The organism is Duganella phyllosphaerae (genome assembly GCF_001758785.1).
GTDB lineage: Bacteria > Pseudomonadota > Gammaproteobacteria > Burkholderiales > Burkholderiaceae_D > Rugamonas > Rugamonas phyllosphaerae.
In genome coordinates this window covers 1-16,849 of record NZ_LROM01000044.1, presented here as the reverse complement: position 1 = coordinate 16,849, position 16,849 = coordinate 1, and the positions used below count along the sequence as shown (strand labels likewise).

The following is a 16,849-nucleotide window of genomic DNA, read 5'->3' as shown; positions in this document are numbered from 1 at the left end:
TGATCTCGGGCGTCTGTACCACGGGTTTGGCCAGGTATTTCTCGTTCTTGCCAGTGGCAAAATATACACCGCGTGGTTGCTCAGCCGGTGCCGTGCCAGGCGCGGCGGCATCGTTCGATACCGTGGCAGATTGGGCCCAGAACGGGTGCAGCGGTATCGGTGCAGGCTTCACTTCTCCGCTTTTAAGCTTGCCCATGTAGTCAGTCAAGATGGCTTGATAGGCGGTCAGGTCGGTAATTTCCTGCTCACCGTAGCGCCCTCTGACCGGGGTGTTAACCGCCTTGCCACTTTCCGCAAGCAGCTTGGTCATCTCCATCACATTCTCTGCGCCGTCCAGCCAAAGATCGTCGATTTGCGGCAGGATGTAATAGATCGGGCCGGTCGGCTGGGTTTTCTGCGGGACGGGGATACCCGCCGATTCCATGAACTTCTCCATTTCCTCGCGCGCCTTGTTGCCTTCCGCCCGCACCCTGGCGATTTCCGCCTTGATCTCGGGCGTCTGTACCACGGGTTTGGCCAGGTATTTCTCGTTCTTGCCAGTCGCAAAATAGACGCCGCGTGGCTGCTCAGCGGGTTGTGCGCCTGCTGTGCCGGGATCGTTCGCTATCACAGGGGTATTTGCCTGTGACGGCGGCGCTGCGGGACTCGCCGCTTCCCGCGCGAACGCCACTTTTTGCTCGACCGCCAGGTTCGCTGGTTCGACGAGGGCCGTCGGGGGCTGGTCAGCGCTTTTGACCGCAGCGCGCACCGGTGTCGTAAATATCACGCTTGGGCTGATGCTGCCGGAAATCGTCGTCATGGTTCGTTCCTTTTTTCAGTACGCTGGCGCTGCCGGCTGGTCGCCATTAAACAGACTCATGTGTGTTTTATCGACAACATGCGCGGTAACTTTAGGTCGAGGTGTTAAAAACTCAACGGTTTGATCCGGTCGAACGTGCTGAACAGCAAATTAATTTTGGGCAATATAAAGTTTTGCCTTACACTAAAAAGCCCGTTCTTCTTTTGATATGGATTAGCAAATGGCAACACGGCCTCCCTATATTTACCAAGGCGGTTCGGCGCTGATGCACTCGCCGCTGCAACTGAAGAACGCCGAGATGGTCGGCTTCTTCATCAAGGGCGACAGTGCCCGCCTGCAGGCCACGCTCGACGACACGCTCAACCGCGTGGCCGGCGCACGCATGCGCTTCAAGGCCATTTCACCGTATGTGCTCACCACGTTTACCCGCGTCAACCACGCCAATTCGGCCGTCCCGGTGGACCAGGCCAAGGGCTGGATCACCGAGATCGACATCGTCACCTGGATCATGGTGGGCGCCATGGACGCCGAGGGCGAACTGGCCCACATCTACTACTACCCGGCGCATATTTTTGTCGATGACGGCATGGCGCTGATCAACGGCCGCGAACTGTTCGGCTATCCGAAATACCTGTGCGAGTACGAGATTCCCACGGCGGGCGCCGAGCCGCTGCGCTGCGCGGTCGCCGCCAAGGGCTTTCACCCGTTTTCGCCTGAAACGCGCATCGCCATGCACCCGCTGCTGGAGGTCAATGCCACCGAAAAGACCGGCATCGAAAAACCCGTGCACAGCGTGCTCGATCTGATCGAAGAGGCGATCGAACTGTTCCTGTCCATCCCCGATTTCTTCAACCTCGACGTGGCCGGCTGGGACGACATCATTTCGCTGCTGCGCAACCCGCGCATCGACCAGATTTTCCTGAAACAGTTCCCGGACAGCGCCGGCGTCAACGCCGTGTACCAGGCCATCCTGGCCGCGCCTGCCACGGTCGAAAAAATCCACGGCGGCAAGCTGCTCGGCTACGAATACCAGGCCGTGCTGCACGCGTTCGACAGCTTCCCGCTCGACCAGACTCTCGGTTTCAAGCTCGGTGCGCAAGACGCCATCCTGCCGTTCAACCTCAATTTCGATTTCACCGCCCAGCCGGGCGAGGAACTGGTCGACAACTCGACCATCGCGCCGCAAAAGATCGCCGTGCTCGGCGGCGGCGTGTCGGCCATGACCGCTGCTTACTACCTGAGCGACCAGCCGGGCTGGCAGAACAACTACGACATCACCGTGTACCAGCAAGGCTGGCGCCTGGGCGGCAAGGGCGCCAGCGGGCGCAACGCCCAATACGGCCAGCGCATCGAGGAACACGGCCTGCACATCTGGTTCGGCTTCTACACCAACGCCTTCAAAATGATCAAGCAGGCGTATGGCAGCCTCAATCGCCCGGCCGGCGCGCCGCTGGCCACCTGGCACGACGCCTTCAAGCAGCACGACTACGTGGCGCTGTCGGAAGACGTGGGCGGCCACTGGCGCAACTGGTCGATCGTGTTTCCGACCCTGCCGGGCGTGCCGGGCGAGGGCGACCAGGAGATCACCTTGTGGCAGCTGGCGGTGGCCATGGTCGGCTGGATCGAAAAATGGATCAAGAGCCTCGACCGCCTGACCGAGGCGCTGGACCTGGAAGACCACCCTCACCACACTGGCATCGTGCCCGACTGGCTGTATCACCTGGCCGAGGGCGTGGCCAATACCGTCGGCGAGCTGGCCGAAGATTTCAAACTGCTGGGCAGTGCCTTGTCCGGCATGGTGGCCAACCTGTCGCCCGATACGCGCCGCCACACCGAGCTCGAGCACCATGCGCTGGCCGGCGTGATGGCCGGCGTGCGCACGCGCCTGCACAGCCGCTACGGCACGCTGCTGGCGCGCGCCGACAGCGGCAACCCAGGTGGCAAGGGCGGCGCCGGCGCCGACATCATGGACGACGTGCGCCGCCTGTTCATTTGCATCGACCTGGGCACCACGGTCATGAAAGGCGTGTTCGATGACGGCGTGATCAGGAACGGCTTCGACGTGATCAACGACATCGACTTCCGCGCCTGGCTGCGCAAGCACGGCGGCCACGAAGAACTGTCGGTCAACTCGGCGCCGGTGCGCGGATTTTACGACCTGGTGTTCGCCTACGAGGGCGGCGACTTCGGCAAGCCGAACATCGAGGCCGGCACGCTGCTGCGGTCCATGGCGCGCATCGGCCTGTGCTACAAGGGCGGCATCATGTTCAAGATGCAGGCCGGCATGGGCGACGTGGTGTTTACGCCGCTGTACGAGGCGCTGGTGGCGCGCGGCGTCAAGTTCAAGTTTTTCCACAAGGTCGAGGAACTGGTGCCCGACGGTGCGCAGATCGGCAGCATCCGCATGACCGAACAGGTCACCATGGCCGCCGCCGGCGACGATTACTACCCGCTGGTGGACGTCAAGGGCCTGGCCTGCTGGCCGAGCCAGCCGCTCTACAGCCAACTCGATCCTGACCAGGCCGAGCTGCTGCAAGTGAAAGAGATCAACCTCGAATCGCACTGGACCGACTGGCCGCAGCAATACCAGGAACGCTTCGGCAAGCCGCTGCCCACGCATACGCTCAGGCGCGGTGTCGATTTCGACCAGGTGGTGTTCGGCATTTCGATCGGTTCGCTGCCGGCGCTGTGCCCGCAGCTGCTGGCGCACAGCCCGGCGCTGCTGGCCACGTCCGAGCACGTGAAAACGGTGGCCACGCAGGCCTACCAGGTGTGGCTGGACAAGGACCTCGCGCAGATGGGCTGGAGCCACCAGCCGGGTGGCCAGCAGCCGGTGCTCAGCGGCTTTACCGAGCCATACGACACCTGGGCGCCGATGGACCAGCTGCTGGTGCGCGAGGACTGGGCGGAGGGGACCGAGCCGCGCAACGTCTCGTACTTCTGCAGCGCGCTGACGGTAAGCGACTACCCGCCTGCCACCGATACCGGTTTTCCCGCGCGCATGGCGCTGCAGGCGAAGGACGGCGCGATCAACCAGCTGAGCGGCGAGATCGCGGCGCTGTGGTCAGCGGCAGGGCCGGCCGGCGCGTTCCCGTGGCAGTGGCTGGTCGATGGCACCGGCGCTACTGGCGTGCAGCGCTTCGACGCCCAGTACTGGCGCGCCAATGTCGATCCGTCGGAGCGTTACGTGATGTCGGTGGTAGGCAGTACGAAATACCGGCTGCGCACCGACCAGTCGGGCTTTGGCAACCTGTTCCTGACCGGCGACTGGATCAAGACCGGCCTCAATGCCGGTTGCGTGGAGGCGGCGGTAATGGCAGGCATGCAGACCTCGCGCGCAATCAGCGGCTATCCGGTCGACATCGATGGCGAGACTGATTTTGTTTGAAGGGAAAAAGAGGCGCGGTGTGGCTAAATCGTTAGCTTAAGAGCCGTCATTCCCGCGCAGGCGGGAATCCATGCTGAGCGTCACAATGACGCGCCGTATGTCGACGGCTATGGCAACTCAACGACTCTTGCCACTATGGCTATCGGCCCGGGCGCCAGCCGCGTTGTAGCGATGCGTGGTTTGCGCAGCTGCCGCAGCGGCGTCCTGCTTGCTGTCGTGGTAGCTGCGGCCCAGGTTGCCCTGGCGTACGCTCTGCTCGGAGCGCGCGGGCTGGCGGCCGTGCTGCTCGTGGTTGGTCGTGGGATTGTCGTTGCCGGGATGGCCCACGGCGTGGTTGCCGCTCTCGGACATGCCCTGTTCCATCGGATCGTAATTGTCGTGCGGCATATTGGCGCCGGGTTTGAAACCGCGTTTGTTCGCTTGGCTCATGATAATTCTCCTGGAAGTGCGGGACTGATCACGTTGATTTAACATTCTCATTGCCCGAACTCACAGTGTAAGCCGCGCTGAAGCGCGGGCGCGTAGGTGCACACGCCGTTCCCTTGTAGGAAGCTTCGTCAGGAAACTATCGTGCAGATTGTCAGGCCAGCGTGGCCATCACTTCACCCAGGCGCACCGGGCCGGCCGGCTGCCATGCCGGATTGAAACGCAGCGTATCTTTCGGAAACAACATCACCACGGTGGAGCCGAGCAGGAAACGGCCCAGCTCATCGCCTTTTTTCAGCACGATGTTCTTGTCGTCATAAGTCCACTCGGTAACCTTGGGCAGGCGCGGCGGATTGACCAAGCCGTGCCAGACAGTCGCCATGCTGCCGACGATGGTGGCGCCCACCAGCGTCATCACGAACGGCCCGTGGGCCGTCTCGAACACGCACACTACGCGCTCGTTGCGGGCAAACAGGCCGGGGATGCCGCGCGCGGTCGTGGGATTGACCGAGAACAGCTCGCCCGGCACATAGATCATGCGGGTGAGCTTGCCATCTACCGGCATGTGGATGCGGTGGTAGTCGCGCGGGCTCAGGTACAGGTTGGCAAAGCTGCCATGTTGAAACTTGGCGGCCAGCGCCGCATCGCCGCCGACCAGCGCGGTGGTTGTAAACTTGTGGCCCTTGGCCTGGAAAATCTGGTCGTCCTCGATGGCGCCGAACTGGCTGATGCGGCCGTCAACCGGGCAGACGAACGCGGCGTCGGCCAGCGGCCGGGCGTCCGGGCGCAAGGCACGGGTGAAGAACTCGTTGAAGCTCGCGTAACTGGCGATGTCCGGATTCAAGGCCTCGCCCATGTTGACGTCGTAACGGCCCACGAACCAGCGTATCAGGCGAGTCGTCATGGCGCCGCCCTTGGCGCCGGCCACTCGGCCGGCGAAGTTGGTCAGCGCTCCCTTGGGAAGCAGGTATTGGGGCAAAACGGCTAGGCGGTCGGACACGATGGCATTCCAATAACGAAGGGACGATCGCGCATTATAAACGCATCGCCAGTGTTGTAGCGAAGTCACGCGGAGGTGAGATTTTTACCAATCGGCATGACGAAATTTCGCCAAAGTGTCGCATCGAAGACATTGCGCTGGAGGAAGTCATCAATGTTTAACTTAGGCAATGCATAATGTCACATCCCATCGTTTTTCTACTGCCTACCCATGTCCAAGCCCGCCTTGCGCCCGATCGCCGCAGCCATTGCTTCCCTTTCCTTGTTGCTTGCTGCCAGCGCGGCCCACGCCGACGACGCACCTGACGTCGTCAAGGCCAAGCTCGTCACTGCAGCGACACCGGCCATGCAGATGGTGACGATCAAGGGCAGCGCTGCCACGTACGACGCGCGGCGCGACGACACTGCCAGCAAGGTGGTGGTCAACAGCGAAGAAATCCAGAAATACGGCGACACCTCGGTCAACGACGTGCTCAAGCGCCTGCCCGGCATTACCGTTGGCGGCGCGGCCGGCCGTGGCGGCGGCGAAATCCGCATGCGCGGGCTCGGCGCCGGCTACACCCAAATCCTGATCAACGGCGAAAAAGCGCCGGCCGGCTTCTCGATCGACAACCTGGCGCCCGACGTGATCGAGCGCATCGAGGTGCTGCGCGCGGCCAGCGCAGAGTTCTCCACCCAGTCGATTGCCGGCACCATCAATATCGTGCTGAAGAAAACGGTCAAGCTCGACCAGCACGTGTTCAAGCTCAGCGGCGCCAAGGGCAGCACTTTCAGCTCGCCGAGCGCCAGCATCCAGTGGTCGGACCGTGATGGCGCCATGTCGTATTCGATGGGCGCCAATGCCTGGCGCTACCAGTACGACCGCACCACGCCCAGCTATGAAACCGGCACCGATGCGGCCGGCGTGGCCGATGTGGCCCGCGCGTCCACCTGGTCCGACCACGGCCGCTCCGACGGCTTCAACCTGTCGCCGCGCATCAACTGGGCGCTGGGCGGCGGCGACACGCTGACCTGGCAGACCTTCATCAACTACAACACCTTCTCCAGCGACAGCCAGAGCCTGACCAGCGTGGAACTGGCCGCCGACCCCGGCCCCGACTACGACCGCATCGACGGCAATTTCAATAGCCACAACGGCTTTGCCCGCACCGACCTCAACTGGGTAAAGCAGTTGCAAGAGGGCGCCAAGCTCGACGCCAAGTTCGGCGTCAACGGCCTGCGTAACAACTCCGACAGTTTCAACCTGGGCAGCAAAGAGGGGCGGGCGCCGACGCTCGAGCGCACGGTGGCGTCCAAAACCACCGAGCAGGGCTTCAGCAGCCAGGGCAAGTATTCGCGCCCGCTGGTGCTGGGCGCAGCCCACGACGGCGAGCAGGCGCCCGAGCACGCGCTGTCGCTGGGCTGGGACGTGGGCGTGACCGACCGCGACGACCACCGCCGCCAGCGCGAAGCGCCGATCGCGGGCAGCAATCCGACCAACCTCGACGAGGACTTCTCTGCCCGCATTACCCGCGTGGCGCTGTTCGGCCAGGACGAGTGGAATATCACCCCACGCTGGTCGATGTACGCCGGCGTGCGCTGGGAGGGCTACCAGACCGAGATCGACGGCGCCGGCTTCGACCCGGTCAGCCAGCGTTCCAGCGTGCTCAGCCCGCTGTTCCAGACCCTGTACAAGCTGCCCAACAAGAAGGATCAATTGCGCCTGGCGCTGACCCGGACCTACAAGGCGCCGGCCACCGCCAACATGGTGCCGCGCAATTTCATCTCGGCCAACAACAGCCGACTCGACCCCGACCGCCGTGGCAACCCGCTCCTCAAACCCGAGGTGGCGTTGGGGCTCGATGCGTCGATCGAACATTATTTTGAAGACGGCGCCATGCTCAGCGCCAGCGCCTCGCTGCGCCAGATCGACGACTATACCCACAACGTGCTGATGCAGGAAGGCGAGCGCTGGCTCGCAATGCAGGTCAACGATGGCCGAGCGGAAACGCGCGGCATCGAGCTGGAAGCGAAGTTCCCGCTACGCACGGTGTTCGAGGCCGCCCCGGCGCTCGACGTGCGCGCCAGCGTCAGCCGCAACTGGTCACGCGTGGACAGCGTGCCGGGACCGGATAACCGCCTGGACCAGCAAGTGCCACTGAGCGCTACCGTGGGCCTCGATTATAAAAGCGCCGATGGCGAACTCAGTACCGGCACCAGTTTCAGTTTCCGTAACGGCGGTTTGGCGCGCCTGACCGATAGCCAGAGCGGATACAACCCGGTGCGGCGCGATCTCGACGTATATGCGCTGTGGAAAATCGATCCCCGTAATAATGTGCGGGTGGCGGTATCGAATTTACTGGCGCAGGATTACACCACTGAATCGCTGTATGCCGATGCCCAGGGAACCTCGGCCCGTTCCACCACCAATGCCGGAGAAACCCAGTTCCGGGTAACGGTGGAGCGCCGGTTTTAAGTTTCTTCCGCCCGATATTCATCGGGCGCGTTCCCCGGTTCAAATCCTTAATCGATTCGCCGCCGCAATGATACCGGTCGAACCCGCGTTCGATAGGCGACGGGTTTTGTGGAAAAACTCGCGATTTATAGTTATATTGGTATTTGTACCGTGCGCCACTGGAGAATTACGGCAAAGTTATGGTAAATTGCGCCTATAAAATTCTCACACATTCTCACTTGTGGTTTTTTAGCGAACAACCCACCGATAAGAAGGATTCAAGATGACGACCTATCAAGAGTACAAAGCCAAAATCGCCGAGCTGGAAAACCTGGCTGAAAACGCCCGCAAGAACGAAGTGACCAAAGCCAAAGAACAAATCGCCACCATCATGCGCGATTATGGCCTGACCATGGCCGACCTGGGCACCGTGGCCAAAGCCAAGCCGGTCAAAACCCGCGCACCGGTACCGACCAAATACCGCGACGAAGCCACCGGCCAAACCTGGACCGGCCGTGGCCGCGCGCCTAAATGGCTCGAAGGTAAAGACAAAAACCAGTTCCTGATTAAGTAATTCGGTATTGGTTTTTGCAACCCTTGTTGCAATCAAAGGCACGCTGCTCGCAGTCGCACGGTGTGCCTTGCATTTTCTACCTCTTTATATAAAGCCGTTGCTTTTCTGTTGAAAGGCGAGCGCGCCCAAGCCGGCCACGGCACTTTCGTGCGATGATGGCGGCATGCCTTCGATTCCTCTTTTCCCCCTCAACACCACTCTGTTCCCTGATGGACATTTGCCGCTGCAAGTGTTTGAAGTGCGTTATCTGGACATGGTCAAGCGCTGTATAGAACAAGACGAACAATTTGGCGTGGTTTGCCTGCTCGAAGGCAGCGAAACCCGGGTACCCGATCAGCAGGATACTTTATCGGGCGGCGGTACCATGGCCAGGATTGCCGAATGCGTTACACCGATGCCGGGACTGTTGCAGATATCATGCGTGGGCACTACGCGTTTCCAGGTGCGTTCGGCGCACCAGTTGAAACATGGTTTATGGATGGCCGATGTCGATATCCTGGCCGAAGATATGGTGGTGCCAGTTCCCGCCGAACAGCAGGACGTGGCCAATGCGCTCGGTTCCCTGATACGTTCGTTGCAAAAAAAACAGATCTCGATATCGAAAATGCCGTTGTCGCCACCGTATAGATTAGATGAGGCCGGTTGGGTGGCGAATCGCTGGTGCGAATTACTGCGTTTGCCGCAGGAAGAAAAACAGCGCCTGCTGTTGCAGGAAAATCCGGTGCTGCGCCTGGAATTAATCCAGGACGTGCTCAGCGAAAATGGCTTACTCGATCAATAGCTGTAAATATTAGAGCGTCTAACAAAACCTTCAGAGCAAGGCGCAGCGACGAAGACAGTACGAATGTACGGCGAGGAGCTGCAACGCCGTTATGGAGGTTTTGTTAGACGCTCTTAATCGCCGGGATGTACGGCGGGGGCGTTATCGAGCGCATGCACCCGCACCGACCACGTCACGCCCGCCACTAGTAACAACATGGCCATCACTTCCAGCGCGCGCGGCCATTGCTGGTGAAAGATAAAGCCATAGCCGAGCGCGAACAGCGTTTCAAATAAAATCAGCTGGCCCGACAGCGTCAGCGGCACGCTGCGGCTGGCGATATTCCATAAATGATTGCCGATCACCGATGCCCCCAGCGCCAGCACGGCGTTGACGATCCAGAATAATGTCCAGTCGCGGCCGCTTGCCACCGCGCCGGCGCCGGTCACGTCGCCATGGAATACGGCCAGCGCCACGGCGGCAATCGCCAGCGCGATCAGGCCGCTGGACACGCCGTACAGCGCCGACCATTCGCCGCTGCTGAAATGGGGATTGCGCTGGAGGTAGCGGGCATTGTCCACCGAATACCAGGTCCAGCACAGCAGCGCGCCGACGGCGCAGGCCACGCCGGCCAGTTTGATTGGCAAGGTGGCGCCCGATCCTGCGTCATGCGAGAACACATCGAGATTGATACAGGCGATGCCAGCGGCCACCAGCAGCAGCGGCCACGCCAGCTGGCGCAGCGGCACCGCGCCGTGGTCCTTGCGGCCCATCAGGGTGACGGTAAGCGGCAGCACGCCGATGATCAGCGACGTGGCGGACACGCCGGCCAGCTGCACGCCCAGCGCCAGCAACATGTAATAGACGATATTGCCGGCCAGCGCATGCTTGACCATGGCGATGATATCGCTGCGGTCGAGCCGGCGCAGCAGCGGCGGTAGGCGCCCGCCCAGCAGGCTGGCGGCGATCAGGCCATAGGCAATGTAGCGTCCGCACGCCATTTCCAGCGGGGTGAACGCGGTGAGGTAGGCGGGCACGATGAACACCATGCCCCACATGGCCCCGGCCAGCAGGCCGCACAGCACACCGTTGAACACCCGGTTCGACATCTCAATAACCCCAGCACAGCCAGCCGAGGGCGGCCAGGTTGACCGCCACCGTTAGCCAGAACTTGACCTGGAACGATGTCTTGGCGGTCTTGTGGCGCAGCCGGCGCTGGGCCAGCCAGCCACCGGGCCAGCCGCACAGCAAGCCGATCAGCAGCAACACGCGCTCGGGGATGCGGCGCTCGCCGCGCCGGGCGGCAGCCTTGTCGACCGCGTAGACCATGTAGCAGACCACGCTGGCCACCGCATACACCGAGGCCAGCCACATGGCCAGCAGTGGCCACATGGTTCCCGCTGCGAGCGCAGGCACGCTCAGAAGTACGACAGGCCGAGCGCGGCCTTCACTTCATCGGCGGTCCTGGCCGCCACTTCGCGCGCGCGGAAGGTGCCTTCCTTGAGCATCTGCATGATGTAACCCTTGTCCTGCGCCAGTTCCTCGCGGCGCGCGCGGATCGGCGCCAGCATTTCCTGCAGCACCACTTCCAGGCGCTTCTTGACGATCGAGTCGCCCAGGCCGCCGCGCACGTAATGCGCTTTCATCTCTTCGAGCTTGTCCTTTTCCGGATCGAAGGCGTCGAGGTAGATGAAGGCGACGTTGCCTTCCAGGTGGCCGGGATCTTCCACGCGCAAGTGCAGCGGGTCGGTATAGACCTTCTTGACGGCGGCGGTGATGTCGGCGGCGGTGGCGCCGAGGTTGATGGTGTTGCCGAGTGACTTGCTCATCTTGGCCTTGCCGTCGGTGCCCGGCAAGCGGCCGATTTCCGGCACCAGCGCCTTGCACTCGACCAGGATCTCGCGGTTGGCCAGGCGGTTGAAGCGGCGCACGATTTCGTTGGTCTGCTCGATCATCGGGATCTGGTCTTCACCGACCGGCACGATCGACGCCTTGAATGCCGAAATATCGGCCGCCTGCGAAGCCGGGTAGGTGAGGAAGCCCGCAGGAATGTCGCGCTCGAAACCGCGCAGCACGATTTCGGCCTTGACGGTGGGGTTACGCTCGAGGCGCGCCACGGTCACCAGGTTCAGGTAGTAAAAGGTCAGTTCGGCCAGTTCCGGAATTTGCGACTGGATCAGGATGGTCGATTTGGCCGGATCGATGCCGACGGCCAGGTAGTCGAGCGCCACTTCCACCACGTTGCGGTGGACCTTGTTGACGTCTTCCATATTGTCGGTCAGCGCTTGCGAGTCGGCCAGCATGATGAATTGCTTGTAGTCGTCCTGGTACGTGACGCGGTTGCGCAGGCTGCCCACGTAGTGGCCCAGGTGCAGCGGGCCGGTCGGGCGGTCGCCGGTGAGGATCACGGTCGGGCCCTTGGCCGCAGCGGTAGTGGTGGCACCGGGTGCGGAGGAGATAACTTGGGACTGGTCGGGCTGGTTCATCGGGCAGTATTCCTTGGGTTGCCCAAGTCCGGCTCGACGCATAAAAAACGCCACCAGACGAGGGCGGCGTTGATAAAAATATCACATCACTATGGGTAAGCAGTGGCCGCGCTAGCTAGGAGCGACGCCAATTCAGCAGCAATGTGGTGAAAGAATTCATGGCCCGTATGGTTGCAGTTCGGCGGCGGTCTGTCAAGGCCGGTCCGTTGCATGCGGATGCGTGGCGAAATACCGCCGCGCCGCCACGATGGCCGCTACCTGCATGGCCGCGCACAGGAAGAAGGTGGCGCCGATGCGCCAGTCGCCGGCCGGCAGCCGGCTCACCTGGGCCAGGATGAAAGACCCGAGCAGCGGCATCACGATCACGCCGGCGCTGCTGATCGACTGCAGCGACCCCATCAACTCGCCCTGTTCGTCGGCCGGCGTGGCGCGCGAGACCAGGCTTTGCAGCGCCGGGCCGGCGGCAAAGGCCAGCACATTGCACACGATGATGGCGTACATCATCCAGCCTTCGGTGGCCAGGCCATAGGCCAGGTAGGCCACCGCGCCGGAAATGATGCCCAGCACCGACAGCCTGACTTCGCCCCAGCGCTTGATCAGCACCCCGAGCAGGCCGGCCTGCACGACGGCCGCCGTCAACCCCACGCAGAACAGCGCGAAACCATTCTGGCCCGGCGACCAGCCAAAACGGAACGTGGTGTACAGCACCCAGGTGGTGTTGAGCATCATCTGCGCGCAGGTGACCAGGGTAAAGGTGACGACCAGGCCCCGGATGTCGGTGCGCCGTGCCAGCTTGATCAGCGAAGTGAAAGGATTGAGGCGGGCCTTGTCAAACGGTGGTCGCACACCCGGCGCCAGCGATTCGGGCACCACCAGGTAGCCATAAATGAAATTGGCGGCCGACAGGCCGGCGGCCACGTAAAACGGCAGATGGATATTGACGCTGCCGAGCAGGCCGCCCAGCATCGGGCCGCAGATGAAACCGAGGCCGAAGGCCGCGCCCACCTTGCCGAAGCTCCTGGCGCGGTTCTCGGGCGTGGAGATGTCGGAGGCATAGGCCGCCGCCACCGACATGCTGGCCGACGACATGCCGCCGATCACGCGGCCGATGAACAGGCAGGCCAGGTTGGGCGCCCAGGCGGTGGCAAGAAAATTCGCGCACATGCCGCCCATCGAATACAGCATCACCGGGCGCCGGCCCACGCGGTCGGACAAGGCGCCCAGCATGGGCATGAACAGGAACTGCATCAGGCCGAAGGTGGCGCTCATCACGCCGTACCACAGCGACTGCTCGTCGCGCGAGGATGTGAACTGGCCAACCAGCACCGGCAGCACCGGCACGATCAGGCCCACGCCCAGCATGTCGATGAACACGCAGATCAGGATGAAATTGAGGTTGCCAGCCTTCTGCACTATGCCCACTCTTCGGCAAAGCGGTCGCGGAACGCCAGCAGTTCGTCAAGGCGCTCCTGGCCCAGGCGGCGGCCGGTGGCGGTCTGCATCTTGCCGGGCAGGGTGGCGAGCTTGGTCTCGATATGGTCGAGCGCATAGGCGCGGTCATCGCGGTCGCGGTGCTGCGCCAGCGGATCGCGGCTGTGCGCCAGGCTCGAACCCATGCGGCCGGCGATATAAAACAGCCGCGCCAGGCCCACCGCGCCCAGCGCATCGAGGCGGTCGGCGTCCTGCACGATCTGCGCTTCGATGGTGCTGGCCGGCAGGTCGGCGGAAAAACTGTGACACTCGATGGCGTGGGCCACGGCGGCCAGTCGTTCGGCCGGAAACTCGCGCGCACCGAGTTCGCGCACGGCCAGCACGGCGGCCTGGCGCGAGGCCAGGTGGCGTTCGGGATGATTCTTGGGCAGGTTGACCAGATCGTGCAGGTAGCAGGCGGCCAACACCACCAGCGCGTCCGCCTCTTCGTGCTGGGCCAGCAGCAGGGTGGCGTTGCGCCACACGCGGTGCAGGTGATTCATATCGTGCGCACCGTCGTCGTCCTGGCGCGCGCCGGCCAGGGCAATCAGGCGCGGCTGCCAGTAATCGAGCAAGCTATCCATGACACTCCGCAATCAAAGCACCATCATACCGTGCCCGGCGATGAATTTTGTGCGATGGAGCGCTTTAGTTAAGAATAGTTGGTGCTTGGAAACTTTACATGAGGTAACATTGGGGTATATTTTTAGTGAAGGATTACCGCCATGAACAGCAACGTAACCGAATTGCACGCCAATTCCCCCGCCGGTGAATTTCTGGCATTTACGCTCGGTCAGGAAGAATACGGCATCGACATCCAGAAAGTGAGCGAGATTCGCAGCTACGAAACCCCGACCCGCATCGCCAATGCGCCGGAATTCGTCAAGGGCGTGGTCAACCTGCGCGGCATCATCGTGCCGATCGTCGACATGCGCATCAAGTTCAACCTGGGCACGCCGAGCTACGACCAGTTCACCGTGGTCATCATCCTCAACATCGGCCACCGCGTGGTGGGCATGGTGGTCGATCGCGTCTCGGACGTGACCACGCTGACACACGAGCAGATCAAGCCGGCACCGGAAATCGGTTCGGCCATCAATACCGACCATATCGTGGGGCTGGGCACCATCGAAGACCGCATGCTGATCCTGGTCGATATCGACAAGCTGATGTCGAGCGAAGACATGGGCCTGATCGAGAAGACTGCGATGGCTGCCTGAGGCGCTGTCGACTAATCTTCTTTCTCAACGGGCGATGGTTCGATCGCTCGTTGCGACAGGCGGTCGGCGTCACCGTTGCGGTGGCGCGGCACCCAGTGCAGGCGGCTCGTTGCCGTTTGCGCCATCAGCGCCAGCACCCGGGCGCGATAGTCTTCCAGGCCGCTCGCGCCGACCGTTACACTCCCCGCATTCACATCATTGATTACCACCTGGCTGTCGCCGTACAGCAGCAGGTCGCGTGCGCCTGCTTCCACCGCCGCCTCCAGTAGCGCGGTCAGCGCCAGGTACTCGGCTTGGCCGCTGTTGCCGTGGCCGGCGCGGCGGCTGATCTCGATCCGTTGGCCGGCGGGGCCGCACAGCAACGCGCCGATGCCGATGCGGCCCGGGTTCGGATGGGCCGAACCGTCGAACCAGCCGCGCCAGCGGTCCGATGGCGGCGCCAGTTGCGCCTTCCTGTGCGCCAGCCGGGCTGCCTGTTCGGCCCGGCGGCCGGCGCGGCGGTCTGCATCGAGCTGTCTTGCGCCGGCACGCACGGCCAGCAGCGCCGCCAGGTCGTCCAGGCCGGCCATGGCGGCCGCTTGCGTCAGGACTTCTAGCAGCGCCTGCGCTTCGCTCCGTTGCGAGCGCGTGGCCAGACGGCGCGCGGTCACGCGCTCGCCGTGAAAGGCGGCCGTGGCCAGCGTGTCAAACAGTGGTTCGGTTGGCTGCATCAGTCGCGGCGCGGATTGTCCGGGCGGCGGTCGTTGCGGTTGGGCACGCCGTCGCCATCGCGGTCGCGGTCATAGCGGTTGGGCACGCCGTCGTGGTCGCGGTCGCCCCGGCCACCGTTGTTGCCGCGATGGTCGCCACGATGATCGCTGCGGTAATCGTGGCGGTAATCGCGGCGGTCGTCGTGGCGGTCGTAACGGTTGGGTACGCCGTCATGATCGCGGTCGCCATTGGGGCCACGGTTCCAGCGCGCTTGTTCGCGGTACCAGCGACCCTCGCGCTGCACCCAGTGCGGCTGCGAATACACGTAGCCTGGACGCACCGCCACCCAGTCGCCGCCGATCCACACGTGGCGGTTGCTGCGCCAGTCCCAATAGCCTGGCGACCAGATGTAGCCGTTGCGCGGCGGCGGCACGCGCTCGTAGCGCAGGGGCGGCGGCGCCTGGCCGATCACCACGCTCACGCCGACCTGGGCGGAAGCGATCGTAGGGGTAAAAGCTGCGGCGCTCAGGGCCAGCAGGGCGGCGGCGAAAACGGTGTGCGAGCGAGTGGTCATGGTGGTTCTCCTGTTTGACATCTGTGTGACATTGGTACTGCGTGCTGATGAATCAAATATAGCAAGCGCGCACAAGTGCACCGGTAATTGATGCAACTTTTTACATATGACACAAAGTCAGCGCTGAATTGTAAGCGACAGGATGCTTTCCGTCTCCCCCGGCTACACGGCGCTATTACCCTTTGAAGACGAGTGCCCGATGCCGCGATTATTCAGCCAGTTGTTGCAGGCCTGGGCCGAGCGCCGCCGCGCACGTCGTCGCCAGGCCAACCTGCGCGCCGGAGCGCGCTCGCGCGCCCGCCCGCAACTGGTGCCGGTGGCCGCCCGCGCCCCCATGGCGCTGCCGTCGAGTCGATCGGCCTGGCTGTGGACCCTGCTGGCCGTGCTGCTGGTGCTGGCCGGCGCCGCCCTGATCGTCGGCCATGCGCGCCACCTGGGCACCGCCGTGCCGGTATCGTCCACGGTGCCGGTCGACCTCCTGCGCAGCGCCTTGCCCGGCGCCGTCTTCACTGTACCGCAGCGCGCCGGCGCGACCACCAGCCTGCATGCGGAAGGCGCGCTGCTGGTGTTGGCCGGCATGGAAGCGGCGCCCGTGGTGCGGGTGGATTTGTGCAGCCAGTTACGCAGTCCCGGCACGCCTGGCGACGCGCGCCTGCTGCCGCTGCGGCTGGGCGAGCGCTTCGCCGATGTCGAGCGACAGGTGGCTGACAATCTCAAGGCCGGCACGACTGCCGCGCTGCGCAACGTGCTGCTGGTGTCCGACAGCGGCGCGGGCGTGGATGCCATGCCGCAGGTGCGCATCGAAGGCAACGCCCGCGCCGACTTCGCCGACCCTCTGGCTGAACCGTTGAGCCTGTCATGGCGCAGCCGCCAGGGCGACGCGCGCTGGATCGCCGACGCCAGCCTGGGGCAGGTGGAGCAGGGCGCCGCCGGCCAGGTGGCGCTGCGCCGGCAGGGCTGGTTGCTGTGGGGCGCAGCCTCGGCGCTGCGGCTGGAGCGGCGCGCCAATGTGCTGTGTCCGCGCGCCGG

The 16,849-nt window shown here is 63.3% G+C and carries 15 protein-coding genes and 1 pseudogene; 6 read left to right on the top strand and 10 right to left on the bottom strand.

Annotation, left to right across the window (positions count from 1 at the left end):
* Positions 1–799, bottom strand: a 799-nt coding sequence (locus DUPY_RS03160; RefSeq protein ID WP_141749406.1) for a hypothetical protein, incomplete at its 3' end; no start/stop codon positions are given.
* Positions 800–1,019: 220 nt separating this feature from the next.
* Between DUPY_RS03160 and DUPY_RS03155 the strand changes: the two genes are divergently transcribed.
* A complete protein-coding gene (locus DUPY_RS03155) occupies positions 1,020–4,187 on the top strand; it encodes an NAD(P)-binding protein (RefSeq protein ID WP_070246305.1) in 3,168 nt (1,055 codons plus the stop codon).
* 117 nt (positions 4,188–4,304) lie between these two features.
* Here DUPY_RS03155 and DUPY_RS03150 read toward each other — a convergent pair whose 3' ends face one another.
* The gene (locus DUPY_RS03150; RefSeq protein ID WP_070246303.1) at positions 4,305–4,616 is read right to left on the bottom strand and encodes a hypothetical protein; all 312 of its coding nucleotides are present in this window, start codon (positions 4,614–4,616) and stop codon (positions 4,305–4,307) included.
* 151 nt (positions 4,617–4,767) lie between these two features.
* Complete coding sequence (asd, locus tag DUPY_RS03145) at positions 4,768–5,613, bottom strand: archaetidylserine decarboxylase (RefSeq protein WP_070246301.1); 846 nt, start codon at positions 5,611–5,613, stop codon at positions 4,768–4,770.
* A 210-nt stretch (positions 5,614–5,823) separates the two neighbouring features.
* On the opposite strand from asd, the gene DUPY_RS03140 reads away from it, so the two are divergent.
* The 3 genes from DUPY_RS03140 to DUPY_RS03130 all read left to right on the top strand — a co-directional run bounded on the left by DUPY_RS03140 (position 5,824) and on the right by DUPY_RS03130 (position 9,401).
* Positions 5,824–8,067 (top strand): TonB-dependent receptor plug domain-containing protein, encoded by a 2,244-nt coding sequence (locus DUPY_RS03140; protein ID WP_084640517.1) that lies wholly within the window; start codon positions 5,824–5,826, stop codon positions 8,065–8,067.
* 262 nt (positions 8,068–8,329) lie between these two features.
* A complete protein-coding gene (locus tag DUPY_RS03135; RefSeq protein WP_070246299.1) occupies positions 8,330–8,620 on the top strand; it encodes an H-NS histone family protein in 291 nt (96 codons plus the stop codon).
* Between the two features lie 163 nt (positions 8,621–8,783).
* Positions 8,784–9,401 (top strand): LON peptidase substrate-binding domain-containing protein, encoded by a 618-nt coding sequence (locus DUPY_RS03130; protein WP_070246297.1) that lies wholly within the window; start codon positions 8,784–8,786, stop codon positions 9,399–9,401.
* A 113-nt stretch (positions 9,402–9,514) separates the two neighbouring features.
* Here the strand turns inward: DUPY_RS03130 and DUPY_RS03125 are convergent, their stop codons facing one another.
* From DUPY_RS03125 to DUPY_RS03105, 5 genes are all read right to left on the bottom strand, one after another.
* Positions 9,515–10,489 (bottom strand): DMT family transporter, encoded by a 975-nt coding sequence (locus DUPY_RS03125; RefSeq protein ID WP_070246295.1) that lies wholly within the window; start codon positions 10,487–10,489, stop codon positions 9,515–9,517.
* Position 10,490: 1 nt separating this feature from the next.
* The gene (locus DUPY_RS03120; protein ID WP_070246293.1) at positions 10,491–10,772 is read right to left on the bottom strand and encodes a DUF1294 domain-containing protein; all 282 of its coding nucleotides are present in this window, start codon (positions 10,770–10,772) and stop codon (positions 10,491–10,493) included.
* A gap of 26 nt (positions 10,773–10,798) precedes the next feature.
* Complete coding sequence (gene trpS / locus DUPY_RS03115; protein ID WP_070246291.1) at positions 10,799–11,866, bottom strand: tryptophan--tRNA ligase; 1,068 nt, start codon at positions 11,864–11,866, stop codon at positions 10,799–10,801.
* Between the two features lie 192 nt (positions 11,867–12,058).
* Positions 12,059–13,279, bottom strand: coding sequence for a TCR/Tet family MFS transporter (locus tag DUPY_RS03110; RefSeq protein WP_267875800.1), 1,221 nt, complete (start codon positions 13,277–13,279; stop codon positions 12,059–12,061).
* Positions 13,279–13,920, bottom strand: coding sequence for an HD domain-containing protein (locus DUPY_RS03105; RefSeq protein WP_070246288.1), 642 nt, complete (start codon positions 13,918–13,920; stop codon positions 13,279–13,281). Before DUPY_RS03105 ends, DUPY_RS03110 begins: the two co-directional genes overlap by 1 nt.
* Before the next feature lie 141 nt (positions 13,921–14,061).
* Here DUPY_RS03105 and DUPY_RS03100 point away from each other — a divergent pair, with 141 nt between their 5' ends.
* Positions 14,062–14,556, top strand: coding sequence for a chemotaxis protein CheW (locus DUPY_RS03100; protein WP_070246287.1), 495 nt, complete (start codon positions 14,062–14,064; stop codon positions 14,554–14,556).
* Between the two features lie 11 nt (positions 14,557–14,567).
* Here DUPY_RS03100 and DUPY_RS03095 read toward each other — a convergent pair whose 3' ends face one another.
* Positions 14,568–15,266, bottom strand: a complete 699-nt coding sequence (locus DUPY_RS03095; RefSeq protein ID WP_070246285.1) for a ribonuclease HI family protein — start codon at positions 15,264–15,266, stop codon at positions 14,568–14,570.
* Positions 15,266–15,820: a YXWGXW repeat-containing protein gene (locus DUPY_RS03090; protein WP_070246283.1), complete on the bottom strand. Its 555-nt coding sequence runs from the start codon at positions 15,818–15,820 to the stop codon at positions 15,266–15,268. Before DUPY_RS03090 ends, DUPY_RS03095 begins: the two co-directional genes overlap by 1 nt.
* Positions 15,821–16,019: 199 nt before the next feature.
* Between DUPY_RS03090 and DUPY_RS03085 the strand changes: the two are divergent.
* Positions 16,020–16,849, top strand: a pseudogene (locus tag DUPY_RS03085) (penicillin-binding transpeptidase domain-containing protein); the annotation flags it as partial.

Bases quoted from the DNA above. Each gene is read 5' to 3' on its own strand.
- DUPY_RS03150 (WP_070246303.1), bottom strand. From the start codon at position 4,616: ATGAGCCAAGCGAACAAACGCGGTTTCAAACCCGGCGCCAATATGCCG.
- DUPY_RS03135 (WP_070246299.1), top strand. From the start codon at position 8,330: ATGACGACCTATCAAGAGTACAAAGCCAAAATCGCCGAGCTGGAAAAC.
- DUPY_RS03130 (WP_070246297.1), top strand. From the start codon at position 8,784: ATGCCTTCGATTCCTCTTTTCCCCCTCAACACCACTCTGTTCCCTGAT.
- DUPY_RS03090 (WP_070246283.1), bottom strand. From the start codon at position 15,820: ATGACCACTCGCTCGCACACCGTTTTCGCCGCCGCCCTGCTGGCCCTG.
- DUPY_RS03105 (WP_070246288.1), bottom strand. From the start codon at position 13,920: ATGGATAGCTTGCTCGATTACTGGCAGCCGCGCCTGATTGCCCTGGCC.
- DUPY_RS03155 (WP_070246305.1), top strand. From the start codon at position 1,020: ATGGCAACACGGCCTCCCTATATTTACCAAGGCGGTTCGGCGCTGATG.
- trpS (WP_070246291.1), bottom strand. From the start codon at position 11,866: ATGAACCAGCCCGACCAGTCCCAAGTTATCTCCTCCGCACCCGGTGCC.
- DUPY_RS03140 (WP_084640517.1), top strand. From the start codon at position 5,824: ATGTCCAAGCCCGCCTTGCGCCCGATCGCCGCAGCCATTGCTTCCCTT.
- DUPY_RS03120 (WP_070246293.1), bottom strand. From the start codon at position 10,772: ATGTGGCCACTGCTGGCCATGTGGCTGGCCTCGGTGTATGCGGTGGCC.
- DUPY_RS03125 (WP_070246295.1), bottom strand. From the start codon at position 10,489: ATGTCGAACCGGGTGTTCAACGGTGTGCTGTGCGGCCTGCTGGCCGGG.
- DUPY_RS03100 (WP_070246287.1), top strand. From the start codon at position 14,062: ATGAACAGCAACGTAACCGAATTGCACGCCAATTCCCCCGCCGGTGAA.
- DUPY_RS03095 (WP_070246285.1), bottom strand. From the start codon at position 15,266: ATGCAGCCAACCGAACCACTGTTTGACACGCTGGCCACGGCCGCCTTT.